This window comes from Streptosporangium sp. NPDC006013 (assembly GCF_040614275.1).
Lineage (GTDB): Bacteria > Actinomycetota > Actinomycetes > Streptosporangiales > Streptosporangiaceae > Streptosporangium.
Window position 1 is genome coordinate 1 of sequence record NZ_JBEXUE010000303.1, and the last position, 12382, is coordinate 12382.

The 12382-nt window shown below is 70.4% G+C and carries 11 protein-coding genes; 4 read left to right on the plus strand and 7 right to left on the minus strand.

Annotated features, from left to right (window positions below; translation table 11 throughout):
* Positions 1–88 precede the first annotated feature (88 nt).
* Both ABZ260_RS34250 and ABZ260_RS34255 read left to right on the plus strand, forming a co-directional pair.
* A complete protein-coding gene (locus ABZ260_RS34250) occupies positions 89–475 on the plus strand; it encodes a VOC family protein (protein ID WP_355626011.1) in 387 nt (128 codons plus the stop codon).
* Between the two features lie 724 nt (positions 476–1199).
* Entirely contained in the window at positions 1200–2339 is a 1140-nt protein-coding gene (locus tag ABZ260_RS34255) for a PP2C family protein-serine/threonine phosphatase (protein ID WP_355626012.1), read from the plus strand.
* 45 nt (positions 2340–2384) lie between these two features.
* On the opposite strand, the gene ABZ260_RS34260 is transcribed toward ABZ260_RS34255, so the two are convergent.
* The 5 genes from ABZ260_RS34260 to ABZ260_RS34280 all read right to left on the minus strand — a co-directional run bounded on the left by ABZ260_RS34260 (position 2385) and on the right by ABZ260_RS34280 (position 7796).
* A complete protein-coding gene (locus ABZ260_RS34260) occupies positions 2385–3497 on the minus strand; it encodes a nitronate monooxygenase family protein (RefSeq protein WP_350956425.1) in 1113 nt (370 codons plus the stop codon).
* 114 nt (positions 3498–3611) lie between these two features.
* Positions 3612–4358 carry an SDR family NAD(P)-dependent oxidoreductase gene (locus tag ABZ260_RS34265; protein ID WP_355551997.1) on the minus strand — a complete coding sequence of 249 codons (747 nt, stop codon included), beginning with the start codon at positions 4356–4358 and terminating at the stop codon, positions 3612–3614.
* A gap of 142 nt (positions 4359–4500) precedes the next feature.
* Positions 4501–5826, minus strand: a complete 1326-nt coding sequence (locus ABZ260_RS34270) for an FAD-binding oxidoreductase (RefSeq protein ID WP_355626013.1) — start codon at positions 5824–5826, stop codon at positions 4501–4503.
* A gap of 49 nt (positions 5827–5875) precedes the next feature.
* Positions 5876–6688, minus strand: a complete 813-nt coding sequence (locus ABZ260_RS34275; RefSeq protein WP_355552057.1) for a decaprenyl-phosphate phosphoribosyltransferase — start codon at positions 6686–6688, stop codon at positions 5876–5878.
* A 190-nt stretch (positions 6689–6878) separates the two neighbouring features.
* A complete protein-coding gene (locus ABZ260_RS34280) occupies positions 6879–7796 on the minus strand; it encodes a DUF3068 domain-containing protein (RefSeq protein ID WP_355552002.1) in 918 nt (305 codons plus the stop codon).
* Positions 7797–7998: 202 nt separating this feature from the next.
* Between ABZ260_RS34280 and ABZ260_RS34285 the strand changes: the two genes are divergently transcribed.
* Positions 7999–9207 (plus strand): acyltransferase, encoded by a 1209-nt coding sequence (locus ABZ260_RS34285; protein WP_355626014.1) that lies wholly within the window; start codon positions 7999–8001, stop codon positions 9205–9207.
* On the opposite strand, the gene ABZ260_RS34290 is transcribed toward ABZ260_RS34285, so the two are convergent.
* Positions 9204–11087 (minus strand): hypothetical protein, encoded by a 1884-nt coding sequence (locus ABZ260_RS34290; RefSeq protein WP_355626015.1) that lies wholly within the window; start codon positions 11085–11087, stop codon positions 9204–9206. The genes ABZ260_RS34285 and ABZ260_RS34290 overlap by 4 nt on opposite strands.
* 121 nt (positions 11088–11208) lie before the next feature.
* On the opposite strand from ABZ260_RS34290, the gene ABZ260_RS34295 reads away from it, so the two are divergent.
* Positions 11209–11952, plus strand: coding sequence for a class I SAM-dependent methyltransferase (locus ABZ260_RS34295; protein ID WP_355626016.1), 744 nt, complete (start codon positions 11209–11211; stop codon positions 11950–11952).
* On the opposite strand, the gene ABZ260_RS34300 is transcribed toward ABZ260_RS34295, so the two are convergent.
* Complete coding sequence (locus ABZ260_RS34300) at positions 11933–12268, minus strand: hypothetical protein (RefSeq protein WP_355626017.1); 336 nt, start codon at positions 12266–12268, stop codon at positions 11933–11935. The genes ABZ260_RS34295 and ABZ260_RS34300 overlap by 20 nt on opposite strands.
* Positions 12269–12382 lie beyond the last annotated feature (114 nt).

A 12382-nucleotide genomic window follows, 5' to 3' on the forward strand; every position in this document is an offset into this window, starting at 1 on the left:
CGGGCCATGAAGGTGACTCGCCACACCATCTGCCGGGTAGGAGCCTCAGAGGCCGACCGTCTCGTCCGTTTCGGGGAAGGATTTCACCATGTCAGTTGAGTTGAACCACACCATCGTGGCGGCCCGCGACAAGAAGGCGTCCGCCGAGTTCCTGGCAGGCGTCCTGGGCCTTGAGGTCGGGGCCCCCTACGGGCCCTTCATCCCCGTGGCCACCGGCAACGGCGTCACCCTGGACTTCGCCGACAGCCACGAGGAACAGATCACCACCCAGCACTATGCCTTCCTGGTCTCCGAGAAGGAGTTCGACGCCATCTTCGGACGGATCCAGCAGGCCGGCATCACCTACTACGCCGACCCCTTCCACCGGCAGGCCGGGCAGATCAACCACCACGACGGCGGCCGCGGCCTCTACTTCGAGGACCCGAACCAGCACAACCTGGAGATCATCACCCGCCCCTACGGCAGCGGCGGATGACGCGGCCCTCTGAGCCCTGACAAGGATCACCCATCCATCGGGCTGCCCCCCAACTCCTCCACGGCGCGTGATCCTGCCCTGCCCCCTTCCGGATCCGGCCCTGAACCCCTCAGGAAGAGGGGAGCGGCCCCTCCCCCACCTCTCCATAGCGAGCGACCCTGCGCTCCTTTCGAAAGAGAGGCTTCGGCTACGGCGGCCACCCCCGCGCCGACCTCCAGCGGATTGCTTCAGCCGTACGGAGAACGCCGGGCGGCCCGAAAGAAAGCGACTACGGTCCGCTCCCCGTACGGCGAGACGACATGGCGCGGAGGTGGGTGGGTGTTCCGGGCGGCGTATAAGATCCCGAAACCATCGCGCCCGCCAGGCCGGAGGCCTGAGCACACCAGACGGCAACCGAGACGGCCGCCCGGAACACCCACCCACCGGAGCGCGCACACCCGACCGGCCAACTCATCGCCCCCCGCGCCCGGGGCACGCGCGATGATCAACTGAACGCGGGTGGCACCGAGGGATCGACCAGGTCCCTCGAACGAGCCGGTTACAGCGGAACCGCGCCGAGTGGCGCACGTGGACGTGAGAGTCACCGGAGTCCGTTCTACGATGCGAGAGAGAGGTGGAACGCCGCCCCCCGCGCACCACGAGATGGCGCGTGCCGTTCCGCCGAGGCCGGGCAAGTGACGAGGTCCCTCCGGCCGAACCTCGACAACGGAGAGCAGGAGCAACGGTGCGCACTTCTGACGGCCCGCCGGAGAGCGGCGGGAAACGGAGCGGGATCACCTCCTCCGCGCTCAGTTCCACCGTTCTGCTGTACTGGCTCCTTGGCCTCACCGTGCTTGTCCTGGTGTCCGGCTACCTGAGCGACAGAGAGAGCCGGCTGGCCCCCTTCCTCATCATCCTGCCCGCCTTCGTCGCCGGGGTGGGGACGGTGCGGCAGACCTTCCTCACCGCCGGATGGGTCGTCCTCGTCGTTACCGGCTCGGTGCTCTACCACCCGTTGCAGCCGGCCGCCAATCTGTCATTGATCGTCTTCTCCGTCGTACTCGGGGGGTTGAGCGTCGCGGGAGGCCGGTGGCGGATCCGCAAGAACGAGGAGATCGCCCGGCTGCGCTCGGCGTCGGCGGCCCTGCAACGGCAGATCCTGCGCCCGCTGCCGTTGCTCACCGACCAGCTCCTGGTCGACGGGCTGTACGAGCCCGCGGAGGAGGACAGCATGGTCGGGGGCGACATCTACGAGGTCGTGGCCTCGCCGTACGGCAGCCGGGTGCTCATCGCCGATGTCCAGGGCAAGGGCCTGCCCGCCATCGGCACCGCCTTCGCGGTGCTGGGCGCCTTCCGGGAGGCGGCCTTCCGGGAACCGGCTCTCCCCGCGGTGGTGGACGCACTGGAAAATGCCGTGCTGCGGCACAACGCCTTCGCGAAGCAGGCCGGCGAACCCGAACGCTTCGTCACCGCCCTCGTACTGAGCGTCGACAGCGGCTACAAGGCCCAGGCCGTCAACTGCGGCCATGTTCCGCTGTACATCCTGTACGGCGAGCGGGTCGGCCCGGTTCTCTTCCGTGATCCGGGCGTCCCCCTGGGGCTGGGCTCCCTCACCACGCAACCACGTGCCGTCGAATGGTTCGACTTCCCTCCCGGTGCGACCCTGCTGCTCTGCACGGACGGCGTCACCGAGGCCCGTGATCCGTCCGGCGACTTCTACCCCCTGGAGGACCGCCTGGCCCACTGGCATGACGCCTCCCCCGATCAGGTGGTCGGCACCCTCCAGACCGAACTGCTCCGACACACCCGGGGCAACCTCCGCGACGACGTCGCCGTACTGGCCGTCCGCCGAAACCCCCCCGGCACGCCCGCGACCACCCATTGATCACGTGCACCCGGAACGGAGAGCGCGGCGGGCCACGAAGCCGCGCTACTCCCCGGTCAGCCGTCCCAGCCGCTCGGTGGCCTCGATGTACTCCTCCACCAGCCCGAACACCACGTCCTTGGTCGACCGTACCTGGTTCATGGTCCCGATGATCTGACCCGCCGGGAAGGTGGCCAGCTCGGCGGCGTCGGAGCGGGCGATGCGGCGGAGCGCGTCGGAGATCAGCATGAACTGCAGCGGCATCGGCAGGGTGCCGGGCGAGTCGGGCGCCTCCCAGGCATCGGTCCACTCGTTCCTGAGCAGCCGGGCGGGCTTGCCCGTCCACGAGCGGGAGCGCACGGTGTCGCGTGAGGTGGCCTCCAGGATGCGCTGCTTGGCCATCGCGGGGGTGTCGGCCTCCTCGACGGCGAGCCAGATGGAACCGGTCCACACCCCCTCGGCTCCGAGCGCCATGCCCGCCGCCATCTGGCGGCCGTTGCCGATGCCTCCCGCGGCCAGTACGGGCACGTCCACCGCGTCCACCACCTGTGGGATGAGCACCATCGTGGAGATCTCCCCGGTGTGCCCGCCCGCCTCGGTGCCCTGCGCGACGACGATGTCCACGCCGACCTCGACCTGCTTGACGGCGTGCCGGGGGGTGGACGCCAGCGCCGCCACCTTCACGCCCTTGGCGTGCGCCAGCTCGACCACGTCGGCGGGCGGCGGCCCGAGGGCGTTGGCCAGCAGCGCGATCGGGTGCCGCAGCGCCACCTCGACCTGCGGCCGGGCGGTGGCATCGGTCCAGCCGAGCAGGGCCCGGCCGGCCTCCTCGCCGGACAGCGGACCGACGCCGTGCGAGGTCAGCAGGTCGTCGACGAACGCGCGGTGCCCCTCGGGGATCATCCCCTGGAGCCGTCCCAGCAGATCCTCGGGCGAGTCGACGCCCAGGTCGGCTCCCGCGTAGGAGGCGGGCATGACCACGTCGACGCCGTACGGCTTACCGTCGACGTGGTCGTCGATCCACTTGAGCTCCATCTCGAGCTCTTCCGGGGTGAAGTAGAGCGCGCCGAGCACGCCCATCCCGCCGGCGCGACTGACCTCGACGACGACGTCCCGGCAGTGACTGAAAGCGAATATCGGAAGTTCGATCCCGAGCATGTCCGTGACACGTGTCCGCATGCGCCCACGGTACGACCCGCCTCCGGCAAACTGCAACGTGTTCTAGTCTAGAATATTTCGTCGGTATTGTCGGGAAATCAAAACATTGCCGGGAAACTGCAACAAGAGCCTGTTTCACCGAGGCATACGGCGCCAGATCGCGCGCGGCAGCACGCGCATCACCGCGAAGAACACCCGCAGCCCGCCGGGAACCCAGACGACCTCGGCATCCGAGCGCAACCCGGCGATCACCGCGTCGGCGACCTGGCCCGGAGTGGACGACATCGGCGCGGGAGACATCCCCTCGGTCATCCTGCCGATCACGAAACCGGGCCGGACCACCATCACCCGGGCACCCGATCCGTGCAGGGCGTCACCCAGCCCCTGCGCGAACCCGTCCAGGCCCGCCTTGGCCGAGCCGTACACGAAGTTGGCCCGGCGCACCCGCACCCCGGCCACCGAGGAGAGCACCACCAGCGTGCCGTGGCCCTGCTCGCGCAGCCGCCGCGCGGCGAAGAGCCCGGCGGACACGTGCCCGCCGTAGTTGACCGCGACCGCCTCGGCGGCGGCCACCGGATCGGCGTCGTAGGTCTTCTGGCTGCCCAGCACGCCGAAGGCGGGGATGACCACGTCCAGGTCACCGACCAGCTTCGCGGCGGCCTCGATCACCTCGCCGTGCGTCTCGGGCCGGGAGGCGTCGAAGTCCAGCAGGTGTACCTCGGCGGCCCCGATCACCGGGGGCGGCCCGGCGGTGGCGTCACGGGCGGCGAGCACGACCCGGCGGGCACCGTCGCGGACCAGCCGCTCGACGATCGCCAGCCCGATCTCGCTGCGCCCACCCAGCAGCAGCACGGTGTCCACCGCGCCCAGGGCGTTCCTCATCGAATACCTCCAGCGTGGAGCCCCCGGGCCGCAGCCTTGGGGAGGAAGTCAACGGGCGGTCCTCCTCGGCGTCCCGGGACCGGGACCTGTCCGCTCGCCCGCCACGGGGGCCGAGCCGCACGGCACGTCACGCGACCGCGGCTCACAGGGAGAGTCTTCTCGACAGGTCCGAGCGGAACACCCCGGCCGGATCCACCTCGTCACGGATCCCCCGCCACTCTGCCAGCCGGGGATACATCGCGGCCATCGTCTCGGCCGACATCCGCGAGTCCTTGGCCAGGTAGATCCGCCCGCCCGCCCCCGCCACCCAGCCGTCGAACTCGCGCAGCAGCCCGGCCAGCCCTCGCCGGCCGGCGGGGATGTCCAGGGCGAGCGTCCAGCCGGGGGCCGGGAACGACAGCATCCCCGGCGTGCCGGGACCGAACCGCTTGAGCACCGCGAGGAAGGAGACCACCCCGTCGGCCGACAGCCGCGAGACGATCCGCCGCAGCGTCGCCTCCTCGCCGAACGGCACCAGGAACTGGTACTGGACGAAGCCGTGCGAGCCGTAGACCCGGTTCCAGCCGTCCACCGAGTCCAGCGGGTGGAAGAACGGCGCGAGTCCCTGGATGAGACCGGTGCCGGGGCGCGACTTCCGGTACCAGGCCTCGTTGAAGGCCCGTACGGTCACCTGGTTGAGCAGCCCGTTCGGCGCCCAGGCGGGGGCCTTCACCGCGAAACCGGGAGCGAACGCCAGCGGGTCGGCGCCGCGCGGCAGCTCGTCGCGGGTCGCGTGGTCTCCCCTGGTGAGCACGCTGCGGCCCATCCGGGCGCCCGCGGCGAGCAGGTCGATCCAGGCGACCGTGTAGCGGTAACGGTGATCGGTGGCCGCCATCGTCTCCAGCGTGTGGTCCAGGTCCCGGGTGCGCTCGACGTCCACCCGTACCCGGGAGGTCTCGATCGGCAGGCACTGGAACACCGCCTCGGTGATCACACCGGTGAGCCCCATCCCACCGACCGTGGCCCAGAACAGCTCGTCGCCCGGCGCCAGCGTACGGCCGGCGCCGTCGGCCGTGACGAGGGTGAGGGAGCGCAGGTGAGCGCCGAAGGAGGAGTCGGCGTGGTGGTTCTTGCCGTGCACGTCGGCCGCCACGGCCCCGCCGACCGTCACGTACCTGGTGCCCGGGGTGACCGGGACGAACCAGCCCAGGGGCACCAGGGCGGCCATCAGGTCGTGCAGGCTCAGCCCGCCGGCGGCGGTGACCAGGCCGGTTGTCCCGTCCAGGGACCACGAGGTCAGTGCGGTGCAGTCGAGGACCAGGCCGCCGGAGTTCTGCGCGGCGTCGCCGTAGGAGCGGCCGAGTCCCCGGACCGCGACGCCCCGGCCCGGTGCCCGCCGTACCAGCTCGGCGACCTCCTCGGCGGAGCGGGGCCTGGCCAGACGCGCGGGGGTCGGCGCGGTACGGCCCCAGCCGGTCAGGAAGGTCATCGAACCTCCTTGAGCATGGAGAACTCGGGCCTCTGCCCTGGAGAGGAGGTCAAGGCAGGTAGATCCCGAAGGCGAGCGAGACGAGCAGGAGCGCGACGAACACCTGCGTGGGCCGGTCGCGCAGGGCGAGTTCCTCGGGCTCCTCCCCCACGCCCCTGTCCACCAGCAGATTGTGCCGCAGCACGATGAGCAGGAAGGGCACGATGCTGATCCCGTAGAACGGGCCGGGGTGGTCGTTGAGCGCCCACAGGCAGTAGGTCACGATCATGGCGCCTGACGACATCATCCGGACACCGGCCAGGTAGCCGGGAGTGTAGGCGGCCAGGATGGCGCGGGTGGAGTTGCCACCGGCGGCGGCGCGCAGCTCGGCCTCCCGCTTGCCCGCCACGAGCTGGAGCGAGCCGAGCGAGATCACCACAAGGAACCAGCTCGTCACCGGCACGTCCACGGCGACCGCCCCGGCGAAGGCGCGGATCACGTGGCAGCCCGCGACCGCGACCAGGTCCACCACCACCTCGTGCTTGAGCCAGTAGGTGTAGGCGAAGGTCAGCGCCAGGTATCCGACGACGACGGCCGGCAGCCGCCAGTCACCCGACAGCGCGGCGAACACCGGGGCGAGCACGACGAGCAGGGCTCCGACGATCCAGGCGAGCCGTACCGAGACCAGACCCGCCGCGATGGGGCGGTGGCGCTTGCGCGGGTGGCGGCGGTCGGCCTCGACGTCGGCGGCGTCGTTGAGCAGGTAGGTGCCGCCGGCGGCCAGGCAGAACGCCACGAAGGCGATCAGCGCGCCCAGCAGGCCCTGGGCGGTCCCCAGCACGCCGGCCGCGGCCGGGGCCGCGAACACCAGGGCGTTCTTCAGCCACTGGCGCGGGCGGCAGGCCCGGACAAGGGCGACGAGCGAGAGGCGCCGGGCGCCCGGGAGGGGGAGCTCCGGCGCGGCCGGGGCGGCCGCCGGCGGATTCGCCGACGGCCACGCGGCCACCGCTTTCTCGTTCACCGGATCCTGGCTCGCCAGGATCCGGTCACCGGAGCTCACCGCATTCCGATCGTCAGCCCCGGCCGGTCCTGCGGACCAGGAGGAATCCGGTGACCAGCAGGGCGAGGCCCACCAGCAGCAGGATCACCGGGATCGTCACCTTGAGCAGGGTGATCTGGCTCTTGCCCTCGGTGGCGTTGCGCACCAGCTCGTCGACGGTCTGCGGGGTCATCTTGGCCGTCGCCGCGAAGGCGATGATGCTGTGGGCACCGTCCTGGGTCCTCAGGACGTCGTTGCGCTGCTGCTCCTGCTTGACCGGCGAGCCGGTCACCGGCTCGATCCAGTAGGTGTTCTTGCCCTCGTAGAACCGGTCCACCTGGACGTCGCCCGTCACGTCCGTCACACCCATGATCGAGGCGGGGACGGTGCGGGTCTCGGTCTTCGTCTCCGGAGCCACCTGCTCGAACTTGTACGCCGGCAGGCCGTTGACGTCCTCCTCGCCGACGAACGTGGCGTCGAAGGCCATGCCCGCGGTGGAGTTGAAGACCTTGTAGGTCTTCTTCTCGACGTCGAAGGGGAACTTGTAGATCTGGCCTTCAAGCTTGCTGGGCTTCTTGTCGATGTTCACCGCGCAGCAGTTGATGCCCTCGCCGGTGTACTTGTTGAAGGCGCTGCGCCGTTCGTTGATCGCGATGCCCGGGTTACCGTTCGTCGGGTCGTTGACCGCGGTGAACTCGTCCCAGACGACCCGGTCGCCCTGGGACTGGGACACGTCCCCGCGGGTGGTGACGGTGATGGCGAGGTCGCCGGTCATCACCTTGAGGTCCTTGGCACTGAAGTACTGCGCTCCGGTGGCCTCCAGCTTGCTGATCCCGTATTGGGCGGCCGGAGCCGCGATCAGGCTGCCGCCGATCTGGAAACGCACCAGCGGCGCGAGCACAATGAGGAACGCCCCGACGGCTAACAGGATTACTCCGACGACCCGACGCATCTACCCTCCTGGGGGATTACAGCATGGGGGGTTTGGGGGGAAATATGTGGATTGACAAGGCTACTGACCAGTATGTTAGGTGCAGAGAGTGATCGACGTCACCGGGGGATGCGGAAAAGTGACCGAAACAAGTTCTAGATCGGAACAGCTCTCTCCGCAGGTTCCATCCAAAATAGTCGGTCATCTGGACACTCTTGACGGCGTGCGCGCCGTCGCCTCGCTCGCGGTGCTCGTCTTCCACGTCGCGAGCGAGTCCGGTGCCGCGCTCCGCGAAGGCTTCACCGGCGCGCTGCTCTCCCGCGGCGACGTGGCTGTGCCGATCTTCTTCGCGCTCTCCGGGCTGCTGCTCTACCGCCCCTACGCGGCCGCGCTGCTGTGCCAGACCCCCGCCGTCCGCACCCGCGCCTACCTGTGGAAGCGGGCGGTGCGCATCCTGCCCGCCTACTGGCTGGTGGTCGTGGTGGCCATGTTCATCTGGTCACGCGACCACACCTCCGACGCCTGGAGCTGGCTGACGCTGCTGACCCTCAACCAGAACTACGTCACCGAGACCTGGTGGTTCGGCCTGGGACCCAAGGGCCTGGCCCAGATGTGGAGCCTCTCCGTCGAGGTGGCCTTCTACCTGCTGCTCCCCCTGCTCGCGGCGGGCCTGGCCGCCTTCGCCCGGCGCGGCGGGGCGGACGTGCACCGGCGGGCCCGGCGGCTGCTGATGGGCCTGGGCGTGCTGATCGCGCTCTCCTTCGCCTGGACACTGCTGACCTACTACCCGGAGTACCGCCCCTTCCTGAACAGCTGGCCGCCCCGGTCGATGATCTTCTTCGCCGTGGGGATGGCGCTGGCCGTGGTGCTGGCCTGGATACGCGCCACCCCGGACACCGACTCCCCCGCCCGGCGTTTCGAACGGGCGGTGTGGGCCTCCCCCGGCTCGTGGTGGCTGGTCGCCGCCCTGGCGTACGCCGTCGCCGCCTCCCCCGTGACCGGAACCCGCTTCCTCGGCATCGACGGCGTCTGGTCGGGCCTGTTCGAGCTGGCCCTCTACGCGATCGTGGCCCTGTGCCTGCTCGTCCCGGCCACGCTGCCACCGCCGGGCGACTCACCGGTGAAGGTCCTGCTCGCCAACCCGGTGATGGGCTTCCTCGGCCGCATCTCCTACGGCGTCTTCCTCTGGCAGTTCGTGGCCATCTACCTGTGGTATGGCTTCACCGAGCAGCAGCAGTTCTCCGGCAACTTCCTGGGCAACCTGGTACCCATCACCGTCATGACGCTCGTGATGGCCACCCTGACCTACCGGTTCGTGGAACGGCCCGCCCAGCGCCTCAACCGCCTCGTGCGCCCGCCCCTCCGCCCTGCGCCGGCGGAGGGCTCGGAGCGGCCACTCCCGCGGCAGGCCCCGGAGACCGCCAAAGGCTAGGAGGGCTGCTCGCCTTCGGCGACCGGCGCCCCGAGGGCGACGCCGGTCATGCAGAGCGGGGCCGTCGGGTCGTCCATCACGATCTTCATCCCCTTGCCCACCCCCGTCACCGGGAAGTGGACGAGGCCGCCAGAGGTCTGCTGCAGGCTGAGCACGATCCGTTCCTCACCGACCTGCACGGTCACCGAGACCGGCCGGTCGGAGATGTAGACCAGCGCGCCCGCCGTGGCCTTCCCGCCGAAGGAGACCGCGTCGGGGAAGAACGCGGTGCCGTCCAGGGTCCGTATGCACTGCTCGCCCTCGCCCCGGGTGGCCAGGAAGCCGAAGATGCTCATCCGCACCAGCCTGCCTTCACGATTGAAGACCTTGGCGTCCTCCGAGGGTTCCGGGTGCGCCATCCTGACCCGTACCGTCGGGCGGGCCAGCGGGGCGAGCAGGTGGCTGCTGAGCCGCCGCTCGCCGTTGACCGGGAGCACGATGTCGTCGGGGACCGGGGTCGGATAGATCACCACATTGTCCGGAGCCGCGGCGAGCTGCCCGGCGACCGTTTCAAGATATGTCCGGACGTGGTCGCCGGTGAGGGTGTTCCGATAGGCCCCGATCGAGATCATCGACAGCAAGAGGTAGGCACCCGAGGTCAGTCCTGCGGCGAGGACGAGCGAGGACGGCGCGGGCAGCGCGCGGCGGTAGGCACCGCTCTCCCCGCTGACCGGCAGCAGGGCGAGCCCCAGGCAGATCATCAGGACGACCACCGCGTCCGCGACGTAACGGCTCTCCAGGCCCACCAGCGACGTGTAGTTGCCCCGGGCGATCACCGTGGGGATCGCGTCGGCGAGCAGCAGGTAGCCGCCCAGGACGAGCCACGCCCGCAGCGCGCGGCGCCGGTAGCAGACGGTGATCACAAGCAGGATCGCCAGGACCGCCCAGGAGACGGCGACGAGGACGTCGGAGGGGGCGGTCAGGCCGCCGGTCGGGGTCGGCGCCCAGTCGACCGGCCCCCCGATCGCCCCGCTCGGGAACGTCCGGCCCAGCAGGAGCGAGAGCAGGTCGGCGGTCACGCCGGGATCGGGTACCGAGGCGCCCTCCCCCGGCGCCGTGCTCATCCTGGCGAGATAGAGGATCGTGTAGGTGGCGAGCACCATCACGTGCGCCGACCAGAGCCGCCAGTGCCGCCGCACCTCGCCGAGCGCCGAGGTGATCCAGCCCTTCTCCCGCTCCCGCAGGAAGGCGGTGGTCAAGGCGAAGAGCAGGAAGGTGACGAAGACCCCCTTGGTGCTGAAGGCCATGCCGACCACGCACCACGCCAGCGCGTGCCGGCCGTACCGGGTGCCCTCGCCGCGGGCGAAGCGGACCTGGTCGGTCAGCGCGAGTACCAGGACGAGCTGGAGCGGCACCGCGTTGATGGCGGCCGCCCACCAGCCGAACGCCGGAATCGTCAGCGGGGAGAACAGGAACAGGGCCAGCAGCGGCAGGATCGCCGGCCGGGTGCCGAACAGCATCCGCAGCAGCCGGAGCGCCAGCACGCTGAGCAGCGCCTGCGCGACGAACGTGACACCGGCCACCAGCAGCCAGTCGTAGGGCGCGATGCGCGAGAGCACCCAGGTCAGCGCGAGGGCGCCGGGCATGAAGTGGCCCTTGTGCACCCGGGTCACGAAGTCGAGGGTGAGGTCGCTCCGGTAGGCGTCGCCGACGAAGAGCAGGTCGTCCTCGACGAAGTAGGAGTCGCGCAGGATCAGCAGCCGCAGCACCAGCGACACCACGATGAGCAGGGCGGCGCCGAGCAGCACCGGACTGCGGAGGGCCGCCAGCCAGCCGGGCAGCACGATCCGCAGCGCCGGTGGCTCCGGCCGCTCCGGCCGTTCTGTCTCCGTGGCCTCCACTGGCCCTCCCCTGCTGATCCCCGTGTTCCGGCGGAACACCCTACGAGTGCGAAAAGTTCGCTGGCGATGCGGTGTTATGCTCCGCCCCACCTGGTTTGTTCTACTCCGTAGAGGAGCAGCGTTGGAGACCCACCCGGCATCGTTCCGCGCCACCCTGGGCCGGTCCGTCGCCCTGCTCGGCGGCTTCCGCAAGGAGCAGAGCGACCCGGACTTCTTCTACGGCATGCTGGCCAGGGACACGGTGGCCCAGCTCGCCTCCTACACCGATCTGGACGGCGCGCTCGTCGCCGACGTCGGTGGCGGCCCCGGCTACTTCACGGACGTGCTGCGGTCCGTGGGCGCCCGGCCGGTCTGCGTGGACTGCGACGCGGGCGAGATGATGGCCCGCCAGGGCGCCGCCCCGGAGGGCGCCGTGCTGGGCAGCGCGCTCGACCTGCCGCTGGCGACCGGCTCGGTGGACGTCTGCTTCTCCTCCAACGTGCTGGAGCACGTGCCGCAACCGTGGCGGATGGCCGACGAGATGGTCAGGGTGACCCGTCCCGGTGGTGTGATCTACCTGTCCTTCACCAACTGGCTCTCGCCCTGGGGCGGCCACGAGACCTCGCCCTGGCACTACCTCGGCGGCCACCGCGCCGCCGAACGCTACACCCGCAAGTACGGCAAGCCGCCCAAGAACCGCTACGGCGCCGGCCTCTACCCGGTCTCGATCGGTGCGGCGCTGCGCTGGGCGAAGCGGCAGCCGGACGCCACGGTCCTGGACGCCCTGCCCCGCTACCATCCGCGCTGGGCGACCCCGGTGATCCACGTTCCCGGGCTGCGCGAGATCGTGAGCTGGAACCTGCTGCTCATCCTGCGCCGCCACTGACCACCTCCTCCGGTACCGCCATGCCGAGCACCACCGCGCGCAGGCAGACCCCGTCGTCCTGGACCGAGATCCGTACCGGCCCCGAGCCGGCCCCGGCCGGCAGGTAGACCCGGTCCCGGCCGGCTCTGAGCGGGACCTCGGTCCGCCGCCCGTCCCTGAGCACCGTAGCGCGCGTGTCCCTCGGCACCCGGTAGTCGATGCGGAAGATGTTCCCCTCGTACCCGGCGGGCAGGTCGGCGACGGCGGTGCGGTCGCTCAGCGGGAGGCAGCCGCCGTCCCAGGCCGCCACCTGGGCGCCGAACACGGCGGCGGGCACCAGATGGCCGCGATCGTCGCGGCGTCCCTGATGGGGGTTTGCCCCACGACCGCGACCTCATCGACGAACGAACCTGGGCCGCGTACAGTGTGCGCAGTCTCGTTCACCCGACAG